Consider the following 24,727-nt stretch of genomic DNA (forward strand, 5'->3'; position numbering starts at 1 on the left):
GAGGTGCGGGTTCTCCACAGGCCGCCATCCGAGCGTCACGTGGCCGCCCTGTTCGCGCGCATCCTTCGGTCATGAGAGCGGATGCGACCCACCGGTTCACCTTCGACGTCGAGGGAGGCGGGTCGTTCGAGTGCATCGCGCGCACGCGCTCCGAGGCCGAGCAGGTCGCGCGGCACGCGGGTGCGCCCGTACGGCTGCGCGAGCAGGCGCGGCTCGGCTCCGCGGAGGGCGACGTCGCAGGCAGGCGGGCGATCACCGGTTCACGACTCGGCAACCCGGTCTGGAAGCGCGACCTCCACGAGCTCGTGCAGGTGCTCGACCACGTGCGCCTGCGCGGTGGTGCCGCATCGGTCGTCCCGGTCGCCGCGCTCCTGCCCGACGAGATCGTCGCTCGGGGCCTGCAGCTGTGCTCAGAGCATGATCACGCGCCGTGGCCCGACGGCCGGGTGCCGGTCGATGCGCCGGCCGCGGTGACGATCGTGATGGAGCAGGACGGTGGCTGGGAGCTGCGCCTGATGCACTCCTCTCCGCTCCCCCAGCGCTTCGCCCAGCTCGAGTGGGAGCGGTGCGAGCACGGCAACCCAGCGGTCTCGATGGTGCCGGGCTGCTCGGTCTGGACCGTCGCTGCAGAGGTGATGATCGCGCTGCTGCTCTCGGTCGGCATGCGACCGGGCGAGCTCTCCGCGATGCCGATGACCTCGGACGCCCTCGCGAGCTGACATGGCGCGATCGGGACTTCTTCCCATTCTCGGGCAGCGGCGCTACCCTCGCCGCATGGATCGGGTCACCATCACCGCCGCGCGCGATCGGCTCTCGACGCTTGTCGACCGCGCGCGGACCGCACCCGTCTACCTCACTCGCCGCGACCGCGATGTCGCCGCGATCGTCGACGCCGACGTCCTGCGACGGCTGCTCGACGACGCGGAGGAGCTGGCCGACATCAGGGCAGCGGCGGCAGCAGAGGACGAGGCCGAGCGCCTCGACGAGGTGCCCGTGCCGTGGGATGAGGTGAGGCGCGACCTCGGCCTGTCGTGAAGCGCTACCGCGTTGGGCTGCTCCCCTCGGCAGCGCGCGCCCTTCGGAAGCTGCCGCCGGACGGCAAGCGCCGCGTGCAGGCGATGCTCGAGCTGCACGCCGAGGATCCGCGGCCGCCAGCAGCGAGGAAGCTCACCGGGCGGCCGGAGTGGCGGGTGCGCAGCGGCGACTACCGCGTCGTCTACGCGATCGAGGACGACCGCTTGCTCGTGGTCGTCGTGACCCTGGGCAGGCGCGACATGGTCTACCGCTGAACGAGCGCGGCGCGCAGGCGCTCGAGCGCGAACGACCACGGGATGCGCTCCTGCTCGAGGCGCACGTCGCCTTCGTCGCGCAAGCGGTCGAGCGCGGCCTGCTCAAACGGCTCGAGCGTCGGGTAGGCGCCCCGGGCCGGCTTCGGCTCCCGCACCCACAGGTCGCGATGCGCGAGCAGCGCCTCCTCATCCATCAGCACGCTGATCACCGAGGGCAGAGCGGATCGCAATCGGTGGAGGATCGCGAAGCCGTTCGAGTCGAGGTCGCCCCAGTAGAGCGCCCGCGTGCCCGTGAACCAAGGGATGCGCGCGAGCTCGACCGCCGAGTAGCCGACCCCGTGCACCCCGACGACGCCGGGCATCGGCGGCAGCGCGAGCAGCGTCTCGAGGTTCTCGAGCACGAGCACCGCGTCGACTTCGACTCGCAACGTCGTGAGCTCCTCCACGGACGTGCCGAAGGTGCGGGGAGCACCCGGCAGCATCCGGTCGTCGAGCAGGCGCACCCGGAACTGCTGCGCATCGCCGACGATGCCGAGCGACTCGCGACCGCTCGCGGCGAGCACGAGCGCCGACACGACCGCACGGTGGGCGCCGAACCACTTCGAGTCGACGCCGCGGATGGGCAGCTGTCGGGGCCGCATGCCATCGACCGGGTGCTCGGCGAGCCAGCGCGAGACGTCGAGCACCGCCCCGAACTCGTCGTCGCCGTAGGCGGCGAGCACGGTGGCGTGCGAGCGTGCGGCTGAGGCGACCGCCGCGCCGCCGCCCAGTCCGTCGATCGCGGCCGCGACCCGGTCGCGCACGCGCGCCCACGCACCCGCCGTCTCTCGCCCGGCGAAGCGGGCGAGCGCATCCGCTCCTTCGATGGCGACGCGCGCCGGCACCGACTGGGCGCCGAGACGGCTCCAGCTGCGGGTCGCCCACTCGAGCGCGACCCCGGGTTCGGTCGCGGCCGCCGTCCAGGCGTCGCGCCAGGCGATCACCGCCCCCTGCTGAGCGAGTGCGTCCCGCTCGCTCGGCGGGTGCAGCGCAACGCGCACGACCGCCTCGGCGGCGGCCCCCGGGTCGGCCGCCCAGTCGCGGGCGAGCGCCGTGACCCTCGCCGCCACGCGAGCGCGAGCCTCCTCGACGGAGATCACCGCGACCGCTCGAAGCCGAGCTGGTCGACGGTCGACTGCCGCTGCGTCGGGTTCTGCACCACCGCGACGCCGCCGATGTAGGGCTCGAGCGTCTGCAGCAGCTTGAGCGGGGTGGCGAGCACCATGTGGAAGCCGAACTCGACGAAGACGTCCATCGCCATGCGGGTGTAGCTGCTGTCGGCCTTGTCGAACGCCTCGTCGAGGATGACCGTGCCGTAGCGCGGCAGCTCAGCGCCGTCCTGCGTGAGCTGGTAGCGGAGCGCCGCCGCGAGGCAGAACACCACGAGCTTCTGCTGCTGGCCGCCCGAGAGCGACGCCCCGGAGTCGTAGGTCTCGAGCACGAGCCCGGCGCGGTCGACGACCTCGGCGAGGAACGAGACGTGCAACCGGGTGTCGAGGCACAGCTCGCGCCACTTGCGGTCGGGCGGCTCGCTCGAGGCCAAGCGCGCCATCAGCTGCGCGAGCACCTCGAATCGCCGCTCGGCCGACGCGGCGTCCTCGTCGTCCCAGCTGCCCTCGGCGATCTGTGCGAGCTCCTGCATGAACCGCTGCACGATGTCGCCCCGCGTGAGCTTGACGCGGATCCGCAGGAACCGGTCCCGGTCGAACTGCGACCGCCCGAGCGACTCGTTCACGGGCGCGATGCGCTCCCGCACCTCCTTCGGCGCGTCGAGCAGCTCCTTGCGCAGGAACCCGACGACGTCGCTCGACTTCGCCCGCAGCAGCCGCCGGAAGCTCTGCTCCTGCGAGGGCAGGTCGTTCGCCTCGATCGTGTCGAGCAGCGTTCGGAAGCCGGCGCGATCGTCGACGCGCGCGACGAAGTCGGCGGATGCGACGGCCCATCTCTCCTTGAAGCTCGTCGCGGCCGCTGCGAAGTCCTGGGCGGCGAGGTCGCGCTCGCCGATCGCGCGCTCGCGCTCTCGGCCGAGCCGCCCCTCGATCTCGCGCGCGGCGGTCGGGAGGTCGGCGAGCGTCACGCGCCGCCGCACCTCGCGGAACCGCGCCTCGAGCTGCTCGACCGGCTCGGACGTGAGCTCGCCCCGGCCGTCGGCCGCGATCGACCGCTCGGCCTCTGCGATCGCGGCGGCCAGGCTCTGCAGCTCGCGCTCGGTGGCGCGGTCTGCCGCGAGCGCCTCATCGGCGGCGGCGCGCGCGGCCGCCGCGGTGGCCCGGGCCTCCTGCTCGGCCGCTGCCGCGCGCTCGAGATCGCCGCTCGCACTCGTGAGCACGACCCGCTGCCGCTGAAGCTGCGCGACGCGCGCGGCCGCGCCGTCAGCGTCGTACTGCTCCCACGACTCGGTCACGAGCTGGCTGAGCTGCTGGCGTCGGCGAGTGCTGAGCGCGACGTCAGCCTGCAGCTGCTCGACCTCGCGGTGCGCGCGCTTCGCGTCGGCATCCGCTTCGGCGCGCTGAGCGAGGAGCGCCTCGTGGCGCGCTTCGCTCGAGCCGAGCAGCCACCGTGTCGGGTCGTCGATCGCGTGCGTGTCGTCCTTCTCGTAGCGCGTGGCGGAGCGCTTCACCTGTCCGCGGATCGTGACGGCGCGCGCGAAGCGGTCGAGCTCGTCGGCGGTCTCGACGCACGCGATGTCGTACTGCTCCGACAGCCGGTGCGCGAGCCAGTCGTGGAAGCCGCCGTCGGCGACCGCGACCTTCCGCACGAGCGACGCGTCGCTCGCGAGCGAGCGCGGCGACGACACGTCCGCCTCCACCGCCTCGAACACGAGCCGCGTCCCCAGCGACTCCGCGTCGATCCAACGCCGCGCGGCCCCCAGGTGCTCGGAGCGCACGAGCAGCGTCGTGGCGAGCGGCCGCAGCACCCGCTCGATCGCGCCCGTCCAGCGGCGCTCGCCCGGCAGCACCTCGAGCAGCTCGCCGGCGAACGGCACCGCCTGCTCGGGCACGCCGAGGTGCTCGGCGAGCCTCGCGCGCACACCCAAGCGCCGCGAGTCGACGTTGCTGCGGGAGTCGCGCAGCGCTTGCAGCTCGGCGTCGATGCGCCGACGCCGCTCGGTGGACTGCGCGAGCCGCTGCACCGCGGGGTGCTCCATGTCGAGTTTCGCCGCCGGTTGCTGGAGCTCGTCGGCAGCGAGCGTCCGCAGCTCGGCGAATTGCGCCTCGTCGCCGGGCGCACGGTCGATGCCGACGTCGGCGAGCTGGCGCGCGAGCCGCTCGAGCCGCGCTTGCCGGTGCCCGACCTCGCGCTCGGCGTCTCGGATGCGGCCGTCGAGCTGCACGAGATCGGCACCGCCTGCGCGATCGAGCGCCTGCTGCGCGATCCGGTGGTCGTCGGCCGCGGCCGCGTCGGCCGCTCGCGCCGCGGCGAGCGCCGCCCTCGCCTGCTGCGCGGCGATCTCGGCCGCCGCGCGCTCCTGCCGGGCGAGCCGCAGCCGCTCGCGCGCCTCGAACGGTCGCACGAGGTCGCGCAGCTCACCGGCGGCGGCGGCGCGTGCGGATGCGTCGTCGTAGCGGTCGCCGAGGTCGCGCATGACGGTGAGCGCGTCGCGCTGGCGCCGCAGGTCGACGACGTGCCGGTGTGCGGCGTCCAGCTCGCCGAACTGCTGCACCGCGTTGTCAGCGATCGCGAAGGTCGCGGGCCGATCGAGCATGAAGGTGCGGAAGAGGTGGTCGAGGCTGCCGAGGTTCTTCGCCGACTGTGTGCGGTGCAGCAGCTGCAGCGCGTTGTCGCCGCCGATGCCGAGCACGCTCTGCAGCCGCGCGTAGAACTTCGCATGCTTGCCGCTCGTCGTCAGCACCGCCTTCGGATGTGCGCGCTGCAGACCGCGGGTGTCGATGCCGTTCGCGCCGCTCGTGACGAAGCCGCGCAGCCGCTCGAGGTCGAGCTCGCCCTGCTCGAGCAAGTAGGCGTCGCGCAGGTCGCCCTTGTCGGTCGACGTGCCCTTCAGGAACATGAGCCGCGCGAGCGTCACCACCGCGTCGGCCCCGTCGTGGTAGCGCAGCAGCACCCCGCTCACGACCGTGCCCGGCCGCAGGAAGCGGCTGACGACGCGGTCCTGCTCCTCGTCGGCGGCCTTCGACCACGCGCCGCGCACATAGCTGACGATGCTGCGGTCGCCCCGCCCGCCGCCCGCGCCCTGCGCGGCCGCGTTGAACTGCAGCATGCCGTCGGGCGTGAGCACGGCGGCGATGCCATCGAGCAGCGACGACTTGCCAGAGCCCGAGCTGCCGGTGATGAGCTGCCCCTTGCGCGCGATCGGCACCCGGTGGAGGCCGTCGAAGGTGCCCCAGTTGAGCAGCTGCACCTCCGCGAGTCGCCACTGCACCGTCGGCTCGAGCAGCTCGAGCCCCTCGATCTCGAGCATCGTCACGGCGTCGGCTCCCGGTCGTCGGCGTCGATGGTGGCGTCCAGGTCGAGCGCCCCATCGCCTCGGCGCTCGAGCACCCGCTCGTACTCGCGGCGCAGAGACTGCACGCGGTCGTCGTCGAAGATGAGCCGCAGTGCGGGCGAGATCTCGACTCGCTCATCTCCGCCGGCGCGGTGGATGAGGCCGAGCTTGTTCATGAGCTTGGTCCAGGATGCGTTCATGCGGCGCTCGAAGTCGGCCTCGTCGCGCGCGACCCGGTAGGGCGCGAGCTGCTCGAAGACGTCGCTGCGATCGACGAACACGCGCCGTTCGCCGCGGGCGGCGAGCAGGTGCTGGCGCAGCACGAGCAGCATGAGCGTGTCCATGAACGTCAGCGCTCGCGAGCGCACGGCGAGCGGCACCGGGCGCTCCCCCGCGTCGACCGGACGCACGAACGCGATCTCGTCGTTCCGGTCGATCACGAGCTCGAGGAAGAGCTCGTGCAGCCGCGAGCGGATCTCATCGGCGTCGGCGAGCAGCGCGACCCACAGCCGACCGCGGTTGGAGGATGAGAGGTAGGGGCCCTGGATGAGCTCGAGCAGCGCGCGCCGGGAGTCCTCTCGGAGCCGGCCCGCGTCTCCCGGCCAGAGCGCCGAAGAGCCTGCCGACGCATCCGACCGGTTGTCTTCAGGGGTCGCGTGCTCGGAAGCGGTGTGCTCGAGCGCGGGCGCTGACGCGTGCGCATCGGTCATGTCGGGATCCTCTCGACGAAGCGGTGACTGCGCACCACGGCGCTGCGGGTCTCGCCGTCGACGCCGGGCCAGACGACCGTCTCGGTCTCGTCGCCCGAGACGTCGCCGTGCCGCATCGCGAGCGTCATGAGGCCGACGACGCTCGCGACGCCCTGGGTGGCGGGCCAGTCGGCGAGCAGTTGAGCGACCGTGAGCGGCTCGGCGCCGCGCAGCCGCGCGTTGACGACGCCGGCGAGCTCCTCGAAGTCGATCTCGGTCTCGCGCGCGAGAGCCTTGAGCTGCTCGTAGTCGGCGAGCCCGGGCTCGTGGGCGACGACGTGCTCGTCGATCGCGAACTCAGATGGGTCGTGAGGGGTGAGCGCGCCGATGCTCGAGAGCTCCACCGACGTGAGCGGCAGCTCCACGCCGCTCGCGTGGAACGGCTTGACGTGCTTGGCCGTCTGCAGCGCGGTCGCGAGCGTGGCGCGGATGCTGCGCTGCAGTGCGCGGTCGCGCTGGAAGTCCTGCGACTGCACGTAGCGACGCAAGCCGCGGGCGAACTCGGCGAGCACGCCGTGGATCTCGTGGCTGTGGAGCTTGAGCTCGCGGAGGAAGGTGCGCAGGAACCGGCGCTCGGACATCGACATCGCGTCGCCGAGGTCGCGCTCGAGCAGGCTCGCGATGTCGGCCTCGAAGGCCTCGCTGCGCTCGGCATCGAGCACGAGGGCCGAGAACGCGGCGAACGTGAGCCCCTCGTCGGTCTGCTCGATGAGGTCGACGCCACGGAAGATGTCTTCGAGCACGGTGCGCTGCGACTCGTCGGCGTCGAGGAGGCTCGCCATGAGCTCGTGGTTCAGCTCGTCGAAGCGGAATCGCACGCGCTGAAAGTCGGAGGGCACGTCCTCGGCGAGCCGCAGGATCTCGGCGACCCGCTCCTTCGTGCGCGCCGCATCGAGCGGCTCGAAGCGCCCCTCACCGATCGCTCGGATCTGCGCGTCGATCGCGGCGCGCTCGCGCTCGAGCGCCTCGCGCCGGCGCGCTCCGTCGGGGTCGGTCTCGATCGCGAGGCGCTGCACCTGGTCGCGGATGGTCATGAGCCGCGACTCCGTGGCGGTCGCCCGCGGCTGCTCGAGCTGCTCGAAGACGCGGATCGCCCGCAGCGCCGCCGGCGAGAGCTCGACGGTCTCGGCGCGCGCCTCGGCTGCGGGCCGCCGCACGAGCCAGCCCGCCGCGCGCCACGCGGCCGCGTAGGCCTTGCCGGTCTGCGGCAGCTCGAAGTGCGGTCGCAGCGCATCGAGGTCGGCGTCGACGAGGTCGATGAACTCCTCGGCCGGGCGGCGGCGCACGTCGCCGCCGAGCAGTCTCGAGAGGAGCGCGACGATGATCGGCGCGTGCTCCGCGCGCAGCAGCGCGAGCGCAGGGTCGTCGGCGACGAGCCGCTGCAAGCGCAGCGCGGCGCTGACCGTGGTCATCGTCGAGCCCCCATGACGTCCATTCTGGCGGAGGCCGGTGACGCGCACGCGACGAGCCCGCGAGCCGCGGGATGCGCTCCCGGCGCGCTTCAGCCGATGCCGGCCGCGGCGCGGAAGCCGCTCGCGCCCGGGTCGAGGTGCACCAGGCCCGGGATGCTCGCGAAGCCGCGATCCGCGGAGACGAGCGCTCGCACGTGGTCGCGGCGCTGAGCAACGGCCGCGAGCACGGCATCGAAGGCTCCGAGCGGCTCGTGCTCCCGGAAGAGGCGCAGCCCGGCCGAGAGATCGTCTGCGTCGACGCTGATCAGCGGAGCCAAGGCGGTCGCGTAGCGCTCGGTCAGCGCCGCGGCGTCGTCGCGCCCGCGCCGCCGAGCACGCACATGAGCGAACTCCTGCAGCACCTCCACCGTCGTCGTGGCCGCGAGCGTGCCGTCGCCGACGGCGGCGATGACGGCTCGGCACGGCTCGCGCAGCGGATGCTCTGCGCCGACGGCGTAGACGAGCACGCTCGTGTCGAGCAGGATCACGCGCCGCCCCGGAGCTCGTCGAGCTCTGCGCGGAGCGCCGCCGGATCGCCGACGGCCATGGGCTCGGCCGCGAGGATGTCGGCTGCCGCGGCGGCGCGGCGATCACCGTGCGGCGGGTACACCAGGTCGATCGCGTCCCTGACCAGGGCAGCCACCGAGACGCCGCGGTCGGCCGCCCGCTGCTCAAGCCGCACCCGCTGCTCGGTCTCGATCAGCACCTGCAGCCGCTCCGATTTCATGAGCATACTGTAGCAGGTGCATGGGCAGCCGGACCGGTCGAGCCGCTGGGATACTCGAGAGCGATGAAGACGCACGAGCGCGTGATGGCGTGGGTGACCGAGGAGCTGCAGAGCGGCCGGCTCACCATCGGCGACCACCTGCCGGGCGAGCGCGCGCTCGCCGAGGCGCTCGGCATCTCGCGCGGATCGCTGCGCGAGGCGCTGCGCGTGCTCGAAGCGCTCGGCACCATCCGCACGTCGACCGGATCGGGCCCGCGCTCGGGCACGATCCTCACCGCCGCGCCCGAGCAGGCGCTCGCGCTCGCCCTCAGCATGCAGCTCGCGACCCGGCACGTCGAGCACCGGCACATCTACGAAGCACGCCTGCTGCTCGAGACGTGGAGCGCCGAGCACGCCGAGCTCGGCGAGCGCGAAGTCGCGGCCGCCGCGGCGCTGCTCGACCGCATGGACGACCCCGCGCTCGCGGTGCCCGACTTCCTCGAGCTCGACGCCGAGTTCCATGTCACGATCGCGCGCGCCGCGCACAACCCGCTGCTGTCGACGCTGATGGATGCGCTCCGCACCTCGATCGCGGACCACACGCGGGAGCGCGCCGAGGCGCTCCCGGATTGGCCGTCGACCGCCGTGCGGCTGCGGAGCGAGCATCGCGGGATCCTCGAGCGGCTCCGGGCGAACGACCGCGACGGCGCCGCCGAGCGCATCCAGGCTCACATCCGCGGCTACTACCGCGAGACCTCGCAGAGCGCGCCGACGCCGGAAGAGTGATCCGCGCGGCACGCCCGCGAGCGCATCCGCCGCTTGACTTGACGGACACCGTCCCCCTACTGTCACTGTGGTTCGACCACATGGTTCGACCACATCCCGTGGACCTTCTCGAGGGAGAGAACTCTTGTCCAGCACGACTACTGCGGCCCCGCCGGAGCGCCTCAACTACCGCGTCCTCATCGGCAGCCTCTCGGGTTCCGTCATCGAGTGGTTCGACTTCCTCGTCTACGGCACCGTCGCGGCGCTCGTCTTCAACAAGACGTTCTTCCCGACCGACGACCCGTTCCTGTCGACGATGCTCGCCTACGCGTCGTTCTCGCTCACCTTCTTCTTCCGCCCCGTCGGCGGCATCGTCTTCGCCCACATCGGCGACCGCATCGGCCGCAAGAAGACGCTCTTCCTCACGCTCATGCTCATGGGCGGCGGCACGGTCGCGATCGGTCTGCTGCCCGACTACGCCGCGATCGGCATCGCGGCGCCCATCCTGCTGCTGCTGTTCCGCATCCTGCAGGGCATCGGCATCGGCGGCGAGTGGGGCGGCGCGCTGCTGCTCGCCTACGAGTACGCGCCGAAGCACCGGCGCGGCCTCTACGGCGCCGTGCCGCAGATGGGCATCTCGCTCGGCCTGCTGCTCGCCTCGGCCGTCGTCGCGCTGCTCACGCTCCTGCCCGAGGACCAGTTCCTCTCGTGGGGCTGGCGCGTGCCGTTCGTCGGCTCGATCGTGCTCGTCTTCATCGGCCTGTGGATCCGCAACGGCCTCGACGAGACGCCCGAGTTCAAGCGCATCCGCGAGACCGGCGCGCAGCTGCGCCTGCCGATCAAGGAGGTGCTGACGAAGCACTGGCGCGCCGTGCTCGTCTCCATCGGCGCGAAGGCCGCCGAGACCGGCCCGTTCTACATCTTCGGCACCTACGTCATCGCCTACGCGACGAACATCCTCGACGTGCGGCAGAACACGGTGCTGCTCGCGGTCGCCGCCGCCGCGCTCGTCGCGACGATCTGGATGCCGTTCTTCGGCCACCTCTCCGACAAGGTCGGCCGACCGGTGCTCTACCGCTTCTCGGCGATCACCACGATCGTGCTCGTCGTGCCCTACTACTGGGTGCTCAACATCGGCGAGACGTGGGCGGTCTTCGCCGCGACGATCGTCGCCTTCGGCATCCTGTGGGGCAGCGTCAACGCGATCCTCGGCACGCTCATCGCCGAGAGCTTCAGCCCGGAGGTGCGCTACACCGGCGCGACGCTCGGCTACCAGGTGGGCGCCGCGATCTTCGGCGGCACCGCACCGCTCATCGCCGCGTGGCTGCTCGAGGTCAGCGGCGGTCAGTGGTGGCCGATCGCCGCATACGTCGCGGTCTGCGCCTCGCTCTCGGTGATCGCGTCGTTCTTCATCAAGCACGTCGCGCACCGCGAGCCGACCGACTTCGACGTCGCCGCCCAGACCGTCGCTCGCTGAGCGACCCCACGCATCCACTCATCCCAGAAGGAACCAGGAGGCACAGCATGGTGAAGCGCCAGCTGCCCAAGCCGCTCGAGCTCATGGAGCTCATGCAGTTCAAGAAGCCCGACCTCGACGGCCGCCGCCGCCGGCTGAACAACGCGCTCACGATCGACGACCTGCGCGTCATCGCGAAGCGCCGCACGCCCGCGGCCGCCTTCGACTACACCGACGGCGCCGCCGACGGCGAGGTCTCGCTCGCTCGCGCGCGGCAGGCGTTCGAGGACGTCGAGTTCCACCCCGACATCCTGCGCCCGGCCGAGCGCGTCGACATGTCGACCCAGGTGCTCGGCGGCCCGAGCGCGATGCCGTTCGGCATCGCCCCGACGGGCTTCACGCGCCTCATGCAGACCGAGGGCGAGACGGCCGGCGCCGGTGCAGCGGCTGCCGCGGGCATCCCCTTCACGCTCTCGACGCTCGGCACGACGACGATCGAGGACGTCAAGGCGACGAACCCGCACGGCCGCAACTGGTTCCAGCTCTACGTCATGCGCCAGCGCGAGATCTCCTACGGCCTCGTCGAGCGCGCGGCCGCCGCGGGCTTCGACACCCTCATGTTCACGGTCGACACCCCGATCGCCGGCGCGCGCCTGCGCGACACGCGCAACGGCTTTTCGATCCCGCCGCAGCTGTCGATCAAGACGATCGCGAACGCGATCCCGCGGCCGTGGTGGTGGTTCGACTTCCTGACGACGCCGAAGCTCGAGTTCGCATCGCTCTCGACGACGGGCGGCACGGTCGGCGAGCTGCTGAACTCGGCGATGGACCCGACGATCTCGTACGAGGACCTCGACGTCATCCGCAGCATGTGGCCGGGCAAGCTCGTCGTGAAGGGCGTGCAGAACGTGCCCGACGCGGTGCGGCTCATCGACCTCGGCGTCGACGGCATCATCCTGTCGAACCACGGCGGCCGCCAGCTCGACCGAGCCCCCGTGCCGTTCCACCTGCTGCCGCAGGTCGTGCGCGAGGTCGGCAAGGATGCGACGGTCATGATCGACACGGGCATCATGAACGGCGCCGACATCGTCGCGTCGGTCGCGCTCGGCGCGAAGTTCACGCTCATCGGCCGCGCCTACCTCTACGGCCTCATGGCCGGCGGCCGCCAGGGCGTCGACCGCACGATCGCGATCCTCCGCTCCGAGATCGCCCGCACGATGGCGCTGCTCGGCGTCTCGTCGCTCGAGGAGCTCGAGCCCCGTCACGTCACGCAGCTGCGCCGGCTGATGCCGGTGCAGGCGGATGCGTCGGTGCCGTCGGTGCGCTGAGCTCGCGTCGCAACGTCAAGGGCCGCCCGTTCACCGGGCGGCCCTTCGGCATCTGCGGTCGGCTCAGCGCACGAGCAGCAGCTTCCCGCCCGGCGCGTCGGGCGAGCCGGTCTCACACGAGCTGCCCGCGTCGTTCGTGCAGGCGCTCATCGCGATGGGCTACCGCCCGGTGCCGCTGAGCGGCGAGGGCAAGATCGTCGACATCGCGATCCAGCGCACGGCCGAGGCGCTCGTCGACCGCGACGCCGACGTCATGCTGGTCAGCCACGACCGCGACTTCGCGCCGCAGATGGAGCGGCTGGCCGACGATGAGGAGCGCCGCGTCGGCGTGATCCTGCTCGAGTTCCTGTAGCGGCGGCGAGCGCGCGGCGTGCGCGCGTCGGCACCAGGTCGCGGATGCGGCTCAGACGAGCTCGGCCGTCTCGGCCAGGCGCACCATCGGCGCGAGCATGCCCATCAGTGCCACAGCCTGGTCGTGGGCCTCGTCGGTCGCGCCGGCACACGCATCCGTCACCACCGTGATCGCCTTGCCGGCGTCGACGGCGCCGAGCACGGTCGAGAGCACGCAGCAGTCGGTCGCGACGCCGCAGACGACCAGCTCGGGGTGCTCGGCGGTGAGCGCGGCGAGCTCGTCGCCCCACTTCGAGAAGGTCGGCAGCGAGAGCACTGCGTGCTCGTCGGCGACGGGCATCGTGAGATCCCACGCCGGCGAGTCGGGCTCGTCGCGGCACTCGTCCCAGCGCTCGTAGTAGGCGCGCCAGCTGCCGGGCTCGGCCGGGTCGCGCACGAAGCGGGTCCAGATCACGGGCCCCTCGGCGGCATCGACGAGCGCGCGGATGCGCTCGGCCGCCGCCTCGTAGCCGCCGGTCGCCCACTGGCTCGCGGGGTCGCGGAAGATCTGCTGCATGTCGATCACGACGAGCGCGGGCGGCACGGCCGACGGCCGGGGCTGCGCCCGGCCGCCGACGGCAGTGGAGTGCGTCACGCCGACACCGTATCGACCGGCGCCCCGCCCGCGGGCTGCCCGCTCGTCGCGTCGAACGTGCGCTGCGGCGCGGTCGCGCTGCGGCGGGCCAGCGGCGGCAGCTTGCGCACCACCAGGTAGGCGGCGGTCGCACCGATGGCGCCGGCCAGGTAGGAGACGTCGCCGAACTCGGCGAACACCCCCGCGAGCGGCCCGGTGAACAGGGTCGACTGCCAGAAGAGGGCCGAGAAGGCGCAGCCGATGATCCAGGCGACGAAGCCCCACTCGATGACGCGACGCTTGTCGAACAGCTCGCGCGTGCCCGCGGCGCCGAGCTTGCGCAGGCGCAGGAAGTAGTCGAGCAGCAGGATGGTGCTGAAGGGCACCACGAGGTAGGCGAGCACGAGCAGGAAGTCGTAGAAGCTGCCGTAGGGGTTGGTCTGCATGAGCAGCGTGATGCCGAGGCTGATCGCCGCGATCACGATGACGCCGACGATGCGACCGACCGGGATGTGGATCGTCAGCAGCGACAGTGAGCCGCCGTAGAGGTTCATGGCGCTCACCGGCAGCGTCGAGAGCACGACGGTCGCCATCGCGATCGGCGCCCAGCTGCCGGTGAGCTCGGCGAGCGCCGCGATCGCGTCGAGCTCGCCGGCGAAGCTCGAGACGAGCACGCCGATGCCGCCCAGCCACATCATCGCCACGAACGAGCCGCCGGCGGTGTAGAGGGTGACCTTCGTGTGCGAGGTCGAGCGCGGCAGGTAGCGCGAGAAGTCGGAGGCGAAGGGCGTCCACGTCATGACGTACGCGAAGAAGAAGCCCGCGAAGGTGAGCCAGCCGGCGAACTCGCCCATGTAGAACGGCGCGTCGGTGTTGACCGCCTGCGTCAGCTCCGCTCGCTGGAACGACAGCACCGTGATGACGGCGAACAGGATCGCCAGCACGACCGTGGCGATCTTGTTGATGAGGTGGATGAGGTTGTGGCCCCAGATGGCGAAGACCGCCTGCACCGCGAAGATCCCGATCGCCGCACCCCAGAAGGGCACGTCGACCAGCTGCTGCAGCGCGAGCACCGCGAAGACGGTGTTGACGGCCGTCCAGCCGATCGCCGAGACGATCGTCAGCAGCGCGATGGGCAGGAAGTTGCCGAAGTAGCCCATCGGGCCGCGGCCCTGCACCTGCTGGGGCACGCCCAGCTTGGTGCCGATGCCGGCGAGCACGCCCATGACGAGCGCGCCGAGCAGGGTGCCGACGGCGACCGCGCTCAGCCCCTGCCAGACGTTCAGGCCGAACAGCGATGAGAAGAAGCCCGAGACGAGCACGGCGAGCACCATGTTCGCGGCGAACCAGAGCGTGAACTGGTTGCGGGGGCGTCCGTGGCGCTCGGCGACCGGGATCTCCTCGGTCGCGAAGGGCTCGGTGCGCGTGAGCGACGAGCCGTAGGTGGGCGTCGGGTCGATGAAGGGGGTGTGGTCAGTCATGGCGTCATTGCCTTCTGCTGGGGTGGTGGGGTGGGGCGGATGCGTGGTGGCCGCTGGGCGGCCCGAGCTCGGTCGGCGAGGGGTCGTCAGAGCTCGGTGAGGGAGGCGCCGTCGTAGAACTGGCCCGCCTTGTAGACGATCGGCACGGCCTCCCCGACATCGGCGTGGATCACGCGCGCGATGAAGACGGTGTGGGTCTTCGCCTGGAAGCGCTCCTTGATCTCCGCCTCGATCGACGCGGCCGAGCCGTCGATGAGCGGCGAGCCCTTGGGCCCCGCGTGCCACTGCACGCTCGCGAACTTGTGGGGGTCGCGCGAGGCGAAGGTCGCGAGGGTGTCGCGCTGGTCGGTGCCGAGGATGTTGATGCCCAGGTGCTGCGAGTGGAACAGCGCCGGGTAGGTCGACGAGGTCTTCTGCACGCAGATGAGCACGAGCGGCGGGTCGAGCGAGACCGAGGCGTACGAGTTCGCGGCGAGCCCGCGGGGCCGGCCCTCCGCATCCGTCGTCGTCACGACCGTGACGCCGGTGATGAACTGGCGGTTGAAGCCCTTGAGCGCCTCGCGGGCGAAGTCGCCCGAGAGGTCGTCGACGATCGAGTCGGCGGTCGCGTCGAACGCGGCGCGCAGCGACGGCACGCCCAGGTCGGCGAGCATCTCGCTCTGATCCCACGTGACGCGCTCGAAGGCGATGCGGCCGTCGCGCAGGATGCCCTGGTTCGAGCCGCGCGTGTGCACGCGGGTGCCGGTGGCGGGCACCTCGCCCAGGTCGTTCGTGAAGGTGCCGGTGGTGCTCCAGAAAATGGCGAAGTCGTCGCCATCGATGATGAGCTTCTCAACGGTCGTCGTCAGGTCGGGGAACGCGGCCCGCACCTCGAGGATCTCGCGCTTGTGCCCGGCGAGGTCGGTACGGCTGCCCGAGGCGGCGCTCTCGCGCACGAAGTCGTCCGTCATCACCTCGTCGAGCCGATCGACCTCGCCGCGATCCCACGCGGCCTCCCACGCGGAGAGCACCGCGCTCCTGATGTCTGGCATACCAGCCCCCGTGATGTCTTGCATGCCAGTGATCGTAAGTGTCGACCAGTGGTTCGTCAAGTATCGCCAGTAAAATGCGGAAAATGAGCGGATGGGTTGCACGCATGTGGCATGCAAGGTACGTTGCTTGCATGCAAGAGACTTCCGAGCGATCCGGCAATGGAGCGGGCGCGGCCGAGACGCCGCTGCTCGATCGCCTGCGCACCCTCGTGCTCAGCGGCGACTACCAGCCGGGCGCGCCGCTGCCCGAGCTGTTCCTCGCGCAGGAGTTCCAGGTGAGCCGCACGCCCATCCGCGAGGCGCTCAAGCAGCTCGAGAACGAGGGGCTCGTCGAGATCCGCCCGCGCGTGGGCACCTTCGTGCGCCAGCCCACCCGTCGCGAGATCGTCGAGCTGTTCGAGCTCAAGAGCGGGCTCGAGGGGCTCGCCGCCGGCCTCTTCGCCCGCCGCGGCGCCGTGGCCGAGCTCGACGCGCTGCGGCGCAACCTGGCCGCCTCCGCCGACGCCGTCCGCCGCGGCGATGGCGCGCACTACGCCGCGCTCGTGCACGAGTTCCACCACGCGCTCATCGCCGGCGCCGACAACAGCAAGCTCAGCGAGCACTACGACCGGCTCATGAACCAGCTCGCCTACCACCGCCTCGTGCGCAAGGCCGTCGACCAGCCCGGCCGGCTGCGCGACTCGCAGCACGAGCACGAGAGCATCGTGCTCGCCATCGAGGCGCGCGACCACATCGGCGCCGAGCTGGCCACCCGCCGGCACGTCGACGCCTCGAGCGACGCGACCATGCGCGCGATCGCGCAGGAGGAGCTCGGCACCCCAGAGGCCGGCGCCGCCGGCCGCACGGCCGACGACGGCATCGACGCCACCGGCACGACCACAGGAGTACGGGCATGACCACGACCGCCACCGCGCCCGCGCGCATCGTCGACCTCTCGAGCAGCTCGACCCTGCACGGCTACGAGGCGATCGCGGCCGCGATCGGCCTGCGCAGCATCCGCACCATCACTGAGGAGCTGCCGGGCGTCGCCCGCGCCGCGCCCATCCTGCGCGCAGCCTCGATCGCCGTGATCGCGAACCCGTGGGCCGGCACCTCCGTGACGCACGACCTCGAGCCCGAGACGCAGCGCATCGCGCCGGTGCTCGCGAAGCTGCTCACCGACCGGCTGACCGACGTGCTCGGCGGGCCGGATGCGGTGCAGGCGTTCGGGAAGGCCGCGGTCGTCGGGCTCGACGGCGAGATCGAGCACGCCGGCGCGCTCATCCACACCCCCTACTTCGGCAACCTCATGCGCGAGGCGCTGGAGGGCACGTCGATCCTGTGCTTCTCCGACGCGCGCTCGGCCGCCGGCTCGAGCCACCGCATCCCCCTCTGGCACAAGACGGCGCCCGCCACACGCGACTTCTACCAGTCGCTCGAGGTGCACCTCGCCGACGCCCCCCACCCGGGCGAGCTCGCCGTCATCGCGGCGGCCTCCACCGGCCCCCGCCCGCACGCCCGCATCGGCGACCGCTCGACCGATCGCGTCATCACATCCGACATCCTGAAGGAGCTCCCGCTGTGACCGAGACCGCTGGCACCACTGCCGACACCACCGGCGCGCTGCACGTGCGCAAGATCACCACCTTCGTCGAGGAGATCGCCGCAGAGGGCGGGCGGCCGGTCGAGCCGGTCGCTCGCGTCGCGGTGGTCGCCGCCGTCATCGACAACCCGTGGCACGGGCAGGGCTTCGTCGACGACCTGAGCGGCGGCATCGACGCGGTCGCCTCCGACCTGGGCGCGCTGCTCGCGCCGCGCGTCGTCGCGGCGCTCGGCGCCACCGTCGAGGCCTACGGCAAGGCTGCGATCGTCGGCCTGGAGGGCGAGGTCGAGCACGGCTCGGCGCTCATCCACACGCTCAAGTTCGGCGACCACTTCCGCACTGCCGCGAGCGCCACGACGCTGCTGCCGGCGGTCGAGAAGCGCGCGCCGGCCGGCACGAGCTTCGACATCCCGCTCAAGCACATCACCGACGCCACGATCCGCTCGCACCACCAGAGCGTCGAGGTGCAGGTCGCCGACGCCCCGCACGCCGGCGAGATCCTCGTCGCCCTCGCGGCTGCCGCGCAGGGCCGACCCCAGCAGCGCCTCGCGGCGCTGGCGACCGAGCAGTAGCGAGCGGCGATGAGCGACGACGCTGCGATGGCGCAGCCCCGCGGCACGGGCGCGTCGGGCATCGCCCCGGTGGTGCTGCTGCACGGCGTGGGCCTCGACCGCACCATGTGGGATGCGGTGCGCGGCCTGCTCGGGCGCGGCCCGCTGGGTGCCGACGTCGTCGCGCTCGACCTGCCCGGCCACGGCGCGGAGCCGCCGCTGCGCTCGCCGCAGTCGCTCGCCGACCTCGCCGACGACGTGCTGGAGCGCCTGCCGGAGGCGGCCGGATCCGCCGGTGCGGTGCACCTGGTGGGCTTCTCGCTCGGCGCGCTCATCGCGCAGCGCATCGCGCGCTCCCACCCCGAGCGGGTCGCCACGCTCACGTGCGTGAGCTCGGTGTGCCGGCGCACACCCGAGGAGTCCGCCGCCGTCGAGGCGCGGCTCCAGGCCGCCCACGATGACTTCGCCGCGAGTGCCGCCGCCTCGATCGAGCGCTGGTACCCGGCCGGCACGACGGTGCCTGCCGAGACGATCGCCGCCACCGAGCGCGTGCTGCTCGCCAACGACGCCACCTCCTACCTGCACGCCTACGCGGTCTTCGCCCGCGGCGACCGCGAGATCTCGCCCGAGCTCGGCGGCATCGCCGCGCCGACGCTCGCGATCACCGGCGAGCTCGACCCGGGCTCCACGCCCGACATGTCGCGGCGGCTCGCCGACGCCATCCCCGGCGCCCGCGCCCGCATCGTGCCCGGCGCCCGCCACATGCTGCCGGTCGAGGACGCACCCGCGCTCGCCGCGGCACTCACCGACTTCATCGCATCCGCTTCAACCACCCAGAACGTCGAGGTATCGCAGCCATGACCACCGCCACGATGTCCACCGCGACCGAGCGACTGCAGCACTGGATCGGCGGCGAGCGCGTCGCCGGCAGCAGCGGCGAGCACTTCACGAGCATCAACCCCGCCACGCTCGAGCCGCTCTACGAGGCCGCGCGCGGCAACGAGGAGGACGTGCGCCGCGCCGTCGCCGCTGCGAAGGCGGCGTTCGAGAACCCCGCCTGGAGCCGGCTCAGCCCCACCAAGCGCGGCCGGCTGCTGCGCAACCTCGGCGACCTGATCGCCGCGAACGCCGAGGAGCTGGCCCGCTCGGAGAGCCTCGACAACGGCAAGCTGCTGCGCGAGATGCGCGGGCAGCTCGCGACGCTGCCGGAGTACTACTACTACTACGCCGGGCTCGCCGACAAGGTGCAGGGCGCCCAGATCCCCACCTCCACCTACGAGATCCTCAACTACACGCAGCGCGAGCCGCTCGGCGTGGTCGGCGCGATCACGCCGTGGAATTCGCCGCTGACGCTCACGACCTCGAAGATCGCGCCCGCGCTCGCCGCGGGCAACACCGTCGTCATCAAGCCCAGCGAGTACACCTCCCGCACCATCCTGCGGGTCGCGGAGCTCGCGACCGAGGCGGGCTTCCCCGACGGCGTCGTCAACGTCGTGACCGGCATGGGCGCCGAGGCCGGCGCGGCCCTCGTCGCGCATCCGGATCTCGCCAAGATCTCGTTCACCGGCTCGACCGCCACCGGCGCGCGCATCGCCGCGCAGGCTGCCAGCCGCTTCATCGGCTGCACGCTCGAGCTCGGCGGCAAGAGCCCCAACATCGTCTTCGACGACGCGGATGTCGCGAACGCGGCGATGGGCGTGATCGCCGGCATCTACGCCGCCGGCGGCCAGACCTGCATCGCCGGCAGCCGCGTCTTCGCCCACAAGGCTGTCTACGACGAGCTGCTCGAGCGGGTCTCGGAGCGCGCGCGATCGATCCGCATCGGCGACCCGCTCGCAGCTGAGACCGAGCTCGGCCCGCTCGCCTTCGCCGACCAGCTCGACAAGGTCGCCTCCTACGTCGACCTGGGCGTGACCGAGGGAGCGTCGGTGCGCGTCGGCGGCGGCCGGCCCGAGGGTCTGGACCTCCCCGGCTACTTCTACCAGCCGACCGTGCTCACGGATGTCGACAACTCGATGCGCGTCGTGCGGGAGGAGATCTTCGGCCCGGTCGCGGCCATCATGCCCTTCGAGACCGAGGACGAGCTCGTCGCGCTCGCCAACGACACCGAGTACGGCCTGGCCGCGGGCGTGTGGACGCAGAACCTCGCCCGCGCGCACCGCATGGCGCGGCGACTCGACGCCGGCACGATCTGGGTGAACACCTACCGGGCGATGTCGCCGATGTCGCCGCGGCAGGGCTTCAAGAGCTCGGGCGTGGGCATCGAGCACGGCCTCGAGTCGATGCACGAGTACACGCGCCTCAAGAGCGTGTGGATCAACACCGATGAGGGGCCGGTCGCCGACCCCTTCGTGATGCGGGGCTAGAGGCCAGGGCCATGCCGCTCATCGACGTCTCCATCGCTCGCGGGCGCACCCCCGAGCAGCTGCGCGCGCTCATGCACGCGCTCCACGCGGCCGCCGAGACCACCGTCGGTGCCGCATCCGAGAACATCACCGTCATCGTGCGCGAGGTCGAGCGCGAGCACTGGTCGCGCACCGACACCACCGTCGCCGAGCGCGACGCCAGCAGCACGTAGAGAGAAGGAGAGGATCATCATGCGCTTTTCGCTGTTTGTCCACATGGAGCGGTGGGACGACACCGTCCCGCACCAGCAGTCGTGGGAGGACCTCACCGAGCTCGTGCTCGCCGCCGAGGCCGGCGGCTTCGACAAGGTGTGGATCGGTGAGCACCACGCGATGGAGTACACCATCTCGCCCAACCCCATGCTGCAGCTGGCGTATCTCGCCGCCCGCACCGAGCGCATCCGCCTCGGTGCCGGCACGATCATCGCCCCGTTCTGGAACCCCATCCGGGCGGCGGGCGAAGCGGCGCTGCTCGACGTGATCAGCGGCGGCCGCGCCGAGATCGGCCTGGCGCGCGGCGCCTACCAGTTCGAGTTCGACCGCCTCGTGCCGGGCGTCGCCGCGACCGACGGCGGGGCGCACCTGCGCGAGATCGTGCCGGCGATCCGCAAGCTGTGGGAGGGCGACTACGCCCACGACGGCGACATCTGGCAGTTCCCGACCTCGACGAGCGTGCCCAAGCCCGTGCGCCCCGAGGGCCCGCCGATGTGGATCGCCGCGCGCGACGCCTCCTCGCACGACTTCGCGGTCGCGAACGGCTGCAACGTGATGGTGACGCCGCTGGCGAAGGGCGACGAGGAGGTGCAGGCGCTCGTCGACAAGTTCGAGACCGCGATCGCCGACCACCCCGAGGTCACTCGCCGCCCCGAGATCATGGTGCTGCGCCACACGCACGTGCACGCCGAGAGCGACCCCGAGGGCTGGCGCGCGCCGGCCGAGGCGATCAACCGCTTCTACCGCACCTTCGACGCGGTGTTCGGCAACAAGGTCGAGGCCGTCAACGGCTTCCACGAGCCGAGCCCGGAGTCGAAGTTCGCCGAGCGCCCCGAGTTCCAGCCCGAGAGCCTGCACCGCACGGCGATGATCGGCACGCCCGCCGAGGTCGTCGAGCGCCTGAAGCAGTACGAGGCGATGGGCGTCGACGAGTACGCCTTCTGGATCGACAACTCCATGTCGCACGAGGACAAGGCGGCATCGCTGCGCCTGTTCCTCGACGAGGTGGTGCCCGCCTTCCAGTGAGACCGAGGTGACGGATGCGCCGGGCGGCGCCCGCGCATCCGTCACCGCCCCAGACCACGACCCTTCCCCTCAGCACGACCCGACCCCAGCCGCAGCAGGCAACACAACGAAGTGGAGCACACCATGGACGAGCAGACGCCGCTCGAGACACGACCGGTCGGCCGAGGCGCCGGCTTCGACACCCGCCCGGACGACCCGCCCTTCGCTGGGCACGGCCTGGAGCCGAGCGGCGAGCTCAGCGAGGCGCAGGCGAGGGCCGAGGCGCTGAGGCACAAGCCCGGCGTCGTCTTCTGGCTCTCGATCGGGCTGATCCTGGCGTTCGTCGCGTGGGCGGCACTCTCGCCCGAGTCGCTCAACGAGACGATGACGACCGCGATCGGCTGGACCACCGACTCGCTCGGCTGGTCGTACCTGGTGGTCACGACCGGCTGCATCGCGCTGCTGGCCTACCTCGCGTTCAGCCGCTTCGGCCGCATCCGGCTCGGCGCCGACACCGACCGGCCCGAGTTCAGCACCTGGGCGTGGCTGGCGATGATCCTCTCGGCGGTGATGGGCATCGGCCTCATCAGCTACGGCGTCGCCGAGCCGATCTCGCACTTCATCACGCCCCCGCACGGCCTCGCCGAGGCCGGCACGCAGGAGGCGGCGGTCGTGGCGATGCAGTTCTCGTACTTCGACTGGGGCCCCCACGCATGGGCGGTGTTCGGCGTCTTCGGGCTCGCGATCGCCTACTCGACGCACCGCAAGGGCAACACCGGACTCGTCTCGCCGATGCTGCGGCCGGTGTTCGGCGACCGCGTCGACGGCCCGCTCGGCAACGTCATCGACGTGTTCGCGATCATCGCGACGCTCTTCGGCACCACCACGTCGCTCGGCCTGGGCGCCTCGCAGATCACCGAGGGCCTCAACCGCGTGCTGGGGCTGCCGACCGACATGTTCGTGCAGGTGCTCATCATCGCCGTGATCACCGCCATCTTCACGCTCTCGGCCCTCTCGGGCGTGAACCGCGGCATCAAGTACATCAGCCAGATCACGATGGGCATCTCGGTGCTGCTGGGCCTGTTCGTGTTCCTCGTCGGCCCGACGAGCTTCATCTCGAACCTGTTCGTGCGCTCGACCGGCTCCTACGTGGACAGCTTCTTCGAGATGAGCTTCATCACGCCGCTCTCCAGCAGCGACTCGGAGTGGATGCAGTGGTGGACGTACTTCATGATGGCCTGGTGGCTCAGCTGGGGCGCCTTCGTGGGCGTCTTCCTGGCGAAGATCTCGCGTGGGCGCACCGTGCGGCAGTTCGTGCTGGGCGTCATGATCGTGCCGAGCCTGGTCTTCTTCGGCTGGTTCACGATCTTCGGCGGCGCCGCGATCAGCTTCGACATGGAGAACGGCGGCCAGATCGGTGCCGCGACCGGCGAGAACATCAACTCGGCGTTCTTCGAGATGCTCGGCAACCTGCCGCTGCTGGGCATCACCTCGGTGGTCGCGATCATCCTGGTGGTGCTGTTCTTCATCTCGGGTGCCGACGCGAACACGTTCGTGCTCAGCATGCTGTCGTCGCGCGGCTCGCTCGATCCGACGAAGCCGGTGCTCACCATCTGGGGCGCGCTGACGGGCGTGTGCGCGGTGCTGCTGCTGCTCATGGGCGGACTCGGCGCGCTGCAGCAGGCGGCGATGCTCTCGGCCCTGCCGTTCACGATCATCGTGGCGCTGCTGGGCTACTCGCTCATCCACCAGCTGCGGCGCGACGCGCACTTCGACCGGATGCGCGACGTGCGCCGCGAGGAGCTGCGGACGGGGACGCTGCGGCTCAAGTAGAGCGCCGTTCGCCAGCCTCGACGGCGCCGGCCTCGCAATCGCGGGGCCGGCGCCGTCTTCGCGCGTCAGTGGGTCTGTCAGTGGGTCTGCATAGGTTCGCCACAGGTCGAGACGCCCCCAGCCGATCGGCCGCCTCTCCCTCCGACCCCCAGGCCGGTGGGTTCACCCTGTCAAGCGAGAGACCTCCATGTCCTACACCAACCCCCCGCAGGGCTCCGGCCCTGCACCGGCCGGCGGCAGCATGCCGCCGCAGCCGGCTCCGCAGTACGCCGCACCGGGCACCGCGCCCACTGCCACCGCACCCGTCGGCGGCTACCCGCCTGCGGCCGGGTACGCATCCGCCCCCGCGTTCAACGGACCGCAGGCGCCGCTCAAGAGCTTCATCGCGACGTGGCTGTTCGCGATGCTGCTGGGCGTGCTCGGCGTCGACCGCTTCTACCTCGGGAAGGTCGGCACGGGCATCGCGAAGCTGCTCACGTTCGGCGGGCTCGGGATCTGGGCGCTCGTCGACCTGATCATCACGCTCGTCGGCAAGCAGACCGACAAGCTCGGCCGGCCGCTCGAAGGCTACGAGCATTACAAGAAGATCGCGTGGATCGTGACCGCGGCGTGGGTGCTGCTCGGCGTCGTGGTCGGCGCCGTGAACGGCGCCACCGCCGGCAGCCGGATGCCCGCCGCGCTGCCCGAGGTGTCGCAGCCCGCGCCGGAGCCGGCTGCTGAGGTCGAGGAGGAGGCTGAGCCGGCAGCGCCGGCCGAAGAGCCCGCTGAGGAGCCCGCCGCTCCTGTGGAGGTGCCGGTCGACGACACCGCCTCGTGGGCGGCCGACACATACGGTACGTTCGACGCCGTGACGCAGCAGGGCTCGGGCGACTCGATCATCGAGCTGCCCGCCGGCGCGGGCATCGTCACCGCCTCGCACAACGGGTCGGCGAACTTCATCGTGCAGGTGCTCGACGCGAGCAACGGGATGACCGGCGACCTGCTCGTGGACACCATCGGTGCCTACAGCGGCACCGCGGCGTACGGCATCACCGCGTTCGGCGAGGGCGCCCGGCTGCAGGTGACCGCCGACGGCGCGTGGGAGCTGACGATCGCCCCCATCGCGAGCGCGCCCGAGCTCGCGGAGTCCGGCGCCGGTGACGGCGTGTTCCTCTACGGCGGCGACGCCACGGCCGCCACGCTCACGCATGACGGCTCCGCGAACTTCATCGTGCAGCAGCACAGCGACGACTTCCTCGCGATGGGGCTACTCGTGAACGACATCGGCGCCTACTCGGGCACCGTGCCGCTGGGCGCCGGCCCCTCCGTCGTCACCGTGATGGCCGACGGCAGCTGGACGATCTCGCTGCCGTAGCTCGAGATCGTCAGAGGGCGTCGGGCGCGCATGCGCTCGACGCCCTCGTCGCGGTCAGACCGTCACGGCCGCTCGGCCGGT

Annotated in this window: 25 protein-coding genes; 16 read left to right on the forward strand and 9 right to left on the reverse strand. The window is 71.7% G+C overall.

Annotation, left to right across the window (positions count from 1 at the left end):
• Nucleotides 1-71 precede the first annotated feature (71 nt).
• Genes JSQ78_RS07920 through JSQ78_RS07930 form a run of 3 tightly spaced genes read left to right on the forward strand, consistent with a single transcriptional unit; the run spans nucleotide 72 to nucleotide 1,289 of the window.
• Nucleotides 72-719 carry a hypothetical protein gene (locus JSQ78_RS07920; RefSeq protein ID WP_211446861.1) on the forward strand — a complete coding sequence of 216 codons (648 nt, stop codon included), beginning with the start codon at nucleotides 72-74 and terminating at the stop codon, nucleotides 717-719.
• A 55-nt stretch (nucleotides 720-774) separates the two neighbouring features.
• Nucleotides 775-1,035: a type II toxin-antitoxin system prevent-host-death family antitoxin gene (locus JSQ78_RS07925; protein ID WP_211446862.1), complete on the forward strand. Its 261-nt coding sequence runs from the start codon at nucleotides 775-777 to the stop codon at nucleotides 1,033-1,035.
• On the forward strand, nucleotides 1,032-1,289 hold the full coding sequence (locus JSQ78_RS07930) for a type II toxin-antitoxin system RelE family toxin (RefSeq protein ID WP_249295543.1): 258 nt from the start codon (nucleotides 1,032-1,034) through the stop codon (nucleotides 1,287-1,289). The genes JSQ78_RS07925 and JSQ78_RS07930 overlap by 4 nt, the downstream gene beginning before the upstream one ends.
• Here JSQ78_RS07930 and JSQ78_RS07935 read toward each other — a convergent pair.
• The 6 genes from JSQ78_RS07935 to JSQ78_RS07960 all read right to left on the reverse strand — a co-directional run bounded on the left by JSQ78_RS07935 (nucleotide 1,280) and on the right by JSQ78_RS07960 (nucleotide 8,678).
• Nucleotides 1,280-2,398 (reverse strand): Wadjet anti-phage system protein JetD domain-containing protein, encoded by a 1,119-nt coding sequence (locus tag JSQ78_RS07935; RefSeq protein WP_211446864.1) that lies wholly within the window; start codon nucleotides 2,396-2,398, stop codon nucleotides 1,280-1,282. The two genes, JSQ78_RS07930 and JSQ78_RS07935, sit on opposite strands and share 10 nt — an antisense overlap.
• Nucleotides 2,399-2,424: 26 nt before the next feature.
• Complete coding sequence (locus JSQ78_RS07940; RefSeq protein WP_249296018.1) at nucleotides 2,425-5,748, reverse strand: ATP-binding protein; 3,324 nt, start codon at nucleotides 5,746-5,748, stop codon at nucleotides 2,425-2,427.
• 2 nt (nucleotides 5,749-5,750) lie between these two features.
• Nucleotides 5,751-6,482, reverse strand: coding sequence for a DUF4194 domain-containing protein (locus tag JSQ78_RS07945; RefSeq protein WP_211446868.1), 732 nt, complete (start codon nucleotides 6,480-6,482; stop codon nucleotides 5,751-5,753).
• Complete coding sequence (locus JSQ78_RS07950; RefSeq protein WP_211446870.1) at nucleotides 6,479-7,933, reverse strand: DUF3375 domain-containing protein; 1,455 nt, start codon at nucleotides 7,931-7,933, stop codon at nucleotides 6,479-6,481. Before JSQ78_RS07950 ends, JSQ78_RS07945 begins: the two co-directional genes overlap by 4 nt.
• Nucleotides 7,934-8,022: 89 nt before the next feature.
• Nucleotides 8,023-8,460, reverse strand: coding sequence for a type II toxin-antitoxin system VapC family toxin (locus JSQ78_RS07955; RefSeq protein WP_026373128.1), 438 nt, complete (start codon nucleotides 8,458-8,460; stop codon nucleotides 8,023-8,025).
• Nucleotides 8,457-8,678 carry a hypothetical protein gene (locus JSQ78_RS07960; protein ID WP_211446872.1) on the reverse strand — a complete coding sequence of 74 codons (222 nt, stop codon included), beginning with the start codon at nucleotides 8,676-8,678 and terminating at the stop codon, nucleotides 8,457-8,459. Before JSQ78_RS07960 ends, JSQ78_RS07955 begins: the two co-directional genes overlap by 4 nt.
• Before the next feature lie 84 nt (nucleotides 8,679-8,762).
• Here JSQ78_RS07960 and JSQ78_RS07965 point away from each other — a divergent pair, with 84 nt between their 5' ends.
• The 4 genes from JSQ78_RS07965 to JSQ78_RS13840 all read left to right on the forward strand — a co-directional run bounded on the left by JSQ78_RS07965 (nucleotide 8,763) and on the right by JSQ78_RS13840 (nucleotide 12,579).
• Nucleotides 8,763-9,464 (forward strand): FadR/GntR family transcriptional regulator, encoded by a 702-nt coding sequence (locus JSQ78_RS07965; protein WP_211446873.1) that lies wholly within the window; start codon nucleotides 8,763-8,765, stop codon nucleotides 9,462-9,464.
• 124 nt (nucleotides 9,465-9,588) lie between these two features.
• A complete protein-coding gene (locus tag JSQ78_RS07970; RefSeq protein WP_211446875.1) occupies nucleotides 9,589-10,920 on the forward strand; it encodes an MFS transporter in 1,332 nt (443 codons plus the stop codon).
• Between the two features lie 47 nt (nucleotides 10,921-10,967).
• Nucleotides 10,968-12,227, forward strand: a complete 1,260-nt coding sequence (locus JSQ78_RS07975) for an alpha-hydroxy acid oxidase (protein ID WP_211446876.1) — start codon at nucleotides 10,968-10,970, stop codon at nucleotides 12,225-12,227.
• Between the two features lie 136 nt (nucleotides 12,228-12,363).
• A complete protein-coding gene (locus tag JSQ78_RS13840) occupies nucleotides 12,364-12,579 on the forward strand; it encodes a hypothetical protein (protein WP_502756121.1) in 216 nt (71 codons plus the stop codon).
• Between the two features lie 51 nt (nucleotides 12,580-12,630).
• On the opposite strand, the gene JSQ78_RS07985 is transcribed toward JSQ78_RS13840, so the two are convergent.
• The 3 genes from JSQ78_RS07985 to JSQ78_RS07995 form a co-directional block, all read right to left on the reverse strand.
• A complete protein-coding gene (locus JSQ78_RS07985) occupies nucleotides 12,631-13,212 on the reverse strand; it encodes a cysteine hydrolase family protein (protein WP_211446878.1) in 582 nt (193 codons plus the stop codon).
• Complete coding sequence (locus JSQ78_RS07990; protein ID WP_211446879.1) at nucleotides 13,209-14,672, reverse strand: purine-cytosine permease family protein; 1,464 nt, start codon at nucleotides 14,670-14,672, stop codon at nucleotides 13,209-13,211. Before JSQ78_RS07990 ends, JSQ78_RS07985 begins: the two co-directional genes overlap by 4 nt.
• Nucleotides 14,673-14,758: 86 nt before the next feature.
• A complete protein-coding gene (locus JSQ78_RS07995; RefSeq protein ID WP_211446880.1) occupies nucleotides 14,759-15,703 on the reverse strand; it encodes a flavin reductase in 945 nt (314 codons plus the stop codon).
• Between the two features lie 131 nt (nucleotides 15,704-15,834).
• Here JSQ78_RS07995 and JSQ78_RS08000 point away from each other — a divergent pair, with 131 nt between their 5' ends.
• From JSQ78_RS08000 to JSQ78_RS08040, 9 genes are all read left to right on the forward strand, one after another.
• Nucleotides 15,835-16,599, forward strand: a complete 765-nt coding sequence (locus tag JSQ78_RS08000) for a GntR family transcriptional regulator (protein ID WP_211446881.1) — start codon at nucleotides 15,835-15,837, stop codon at nucleotides 16,597-16,599.
• Entirely contained in the window at nucleotides 16,596-17,267 is a 672-nt protein-coding gene (locus tag JSQ78_RS08005; protein ID WP_211446882.1) for an amino acid synthesis family protein, read from the forward strand. Before JSQ78_RS08000 ends, JSQ78_RS08005 begins: the two co-directional genes overlap by 4 nt.
• The gene (locus JSQ78_RS08010; RefSeq protein WP_249295545.1) at nucleotides 17,264-17,857 is read left to right on the forward strand and encodes an amino acid synthesis family protein; all 594 of its coding nucleotides are present in this window, start codon (nucleotides 17,264-17,266) and stop codon (nucleotides 17,855-17,857) included. The genes JSQ78_RS08005 and JSQ78_RS08010 overlap by 4 nt, the downstream gene beginning before the upstream one ends.
• A gap of 9 nt (nucleotides 17,858-17,866) precedes the next feature.
• Nucleotides 17,867-18,697 (forward strand): alpha/beta fold hydrolase, encoded by an 831-nt coding sequence (locus JSQ78_RS08015; protein WP_249295547.1) that lies wholly within the window; start codon nucleotides 17,867-17,869, stop codon nucleotides 18,695-18,697.
• Nucleotides 18,694-20,202 carry an aldehyde dehydrogenase gene (locus tag JSQ78_RS08020; protein ID WP_249295550.1) on the forward strand — a complete coding sequence of 503 codons (1,509 nt, stop codon included), beginning with the start codon at nucleotides 18,694-18,696 and terminating at the stop codon, nucleotides 20,200-20,202. The genes JSQ78_RS08015 and JSQ78_RS08020 overlap by 4 nt, the downstream gene beginning before the upstream one ends.
• An 11-nt stretch (nucleotides 20,203-20,213) precedes the next feature.
• On the forward strand, nucleotides 20,214-20,414 hold the full coding sequence (locus JSQ78_RS08025; RefSeq protein WP_211446884.1) for a tautomerase family protein: 201 nt from the start codon (nucleotides 20,214-20,216) through the stop codon (nucleotides 20,412-20,414).
• Between the two features lie 19 nt (nucleotides 20,415-20,433).
• The gene (locus JSQ78_RS08030) at nucleotides 20,434-21,480 is read left to right on the forward strand and encodes an LLM class flavin-dependent oxidoreductase (RefSeq protein ID WP_211446886.1); all 1,047 of its coding nucleotides are present in this window, start codon (nucleotides 20,434-20,436) and stop codon (nucleotides 21,478-21,480) included.
• Nucleotides 21,481-21,603: 123 nt separating this feature from the next.
• The gene (locus tag JSQ78_RS08035; RefSeq protein ID WP_211446888.1) at nucleotides 21,604-23,292 is read left to right on the forward strand and encodes a BCCT family transporter; all 1,689 of its coding nucleotides are present in this window, start codon (nucleotides 21,604-21,606) and stop codon (nucleotides 23,290-23,292) included.
• Nucleotides 23,293-23,479: 187 nt separating this feature from the next.
• Nucleotides 23,480-24,646 (forward strand): TM2 domain-containing protein, encoded by a 1,167-nt coding sequence (locus JSQ78_RS08040; protein ID WP_249295552.1) that lies wholly within the window; start codon nucleotides 23,480-23,482, stop codon nucleotides 24,644-24,646.
• Nucleotides 24,647-24,727 lie beyond the last annotated feature (81 nt).

The organism is Agrococcus sp. Marseille-Q4369 (genome assembly GCF_018308945.1).
Lineage (GTDB): Bacteria > Actinomycetota > Actinomycetes > Actinomycetales > Microbacteriaceae > Agrococcus.

What these genes read in the sequence shown, in the direction of transcription:
- JSQ78_RS08000 (WP_211446881.1), top strand. Translation starts at nt 15,835, where the DNA reads ATGCAAGAGACTTCCGAGCGATCCGGCAATGGAGCGGGCGCGGCCGAG.
- JSQ78_RS07945 (WP_211446868.1), bottom strand. Translation starts at nt 6,482, where the DNA reads ATGACCGATGCGCACGCGTCAGCGCCCGCGCTCGAGCACACCGCTTCC.
- JSQ78_RS08005 (WP_211446882.1), top strand. Translation starts at nt 16,596, where the DNA reads ATGACCACGACCGCCACCGCGCCCGCGCGCATCGTCGACCTCTCGAGC.
- JSQ78_RS07995 (WP_211446880.1), bottom strand. Translation starts at nt 15,703, where the DNA reads ATGCCAGACATCAGGAGCGCGGTGCTCTCCGCGTGGGAGGCCGCGTGG.
- JSQ78_RS08030 (WP_211446886.1), top strand. Translation starts at nt 20,434, where the DNA reads ATGCGCTTTTCGCTGTTTGTCCACATGGAGCGGTGGGACGACACCGTC.
- JSQ78_RS08035 (WP_211446888.1), top strand. Translation starts at nt 21,604, where the DNA reads ATGGACGAGCAGACGCCGCTCGAGACACGACCGGTCGGCCGAGGCGCC.
- JSQ78_RS07925 (WP_211446862.1), top strand. Translation starts at nt 775, where the DNA reads ATGGATCGGGTCACCATCACCGCCGCGCGCGATCGGCTCTCGACGCTT.
- JSQ78_RS07950 (WP_211446870.1), bottom strand. Translation starts at nt 7,933, where the DNA reads ATGACCACGGTCAGCGCCGCGCTGCGCTTGCAGCGGCTCGTCGCCGAC.
- JSQ78_RS07965 (WP_211446873.1), top strand. Translation starts at nt 8,763, where the DNA reads ATGAAGACGCACGAGCGCGTGATGGCGTGGGTGACCGAGGAGCTGCAG.
- JSQ78_RS07940 (WP_249296018.1), bottom strand. Translation starts at nt 5,748, where the DNA reads ATGCTCGAGATCGAGGGGCTCGAGCTGCTCGAGCCGACGGTGCAGTGG.
- JSQ78_RS08020 (WP_249295550.1), top strand. Translation starts at nt 18,694, where the DNA reads ATGACCACCGCCACGATGTCCACCGCGACCGAGCGACTGCAGCACTGG.
- JSQ78_RS07990 (WP_211446879.1), bottom strand. Translation starts at nt 14,672, where the DNA reads ATGACTGACCACACCCCCTTCATCGACCCGACGCCCACCTACGGCTCG.
- JSQ78_RS08015 (WP_249295547.1), top strand. Translation starts at nt 17,867, where the DNA reads ATGAGCGACGACGCTGCGATGGCGCAGCCCCGCGGCACGGGCGCGTCG.
- JSQ78_RS07975 (WP_211446876.1), top strand. Translation starts at nt 10,968, where the DNA reads ATGGTGAAGCGCCAGCTGCCCAAGCCGCTCGAGCTCATGGAGCTCATG.
- JSQ78_RS07920 (WP_211446861.1), top strand. Translation starts at nt 72, where the DNA reads ATGAGAGCGGATGCGACCCACCGGTTCACCTTCGACGTCGAGGGAGGC.
- JSQ78_RS08040 (WP_249295552.1), top strand. Translation starts at nt 23,480, where the DNA reads ATGTCCTACACCAACCCCCCGCAGGGCTCCGGCCCTGCACCGGCCGGC.
- JSQ78_RS08025 (WP_211446884.1), top strand. Translation starts at nt 20,214, where the DNA reads ATGCCGCTCATCGACGTCTCCATCGCTCGCGGGCGCACCCCCGAGCAG.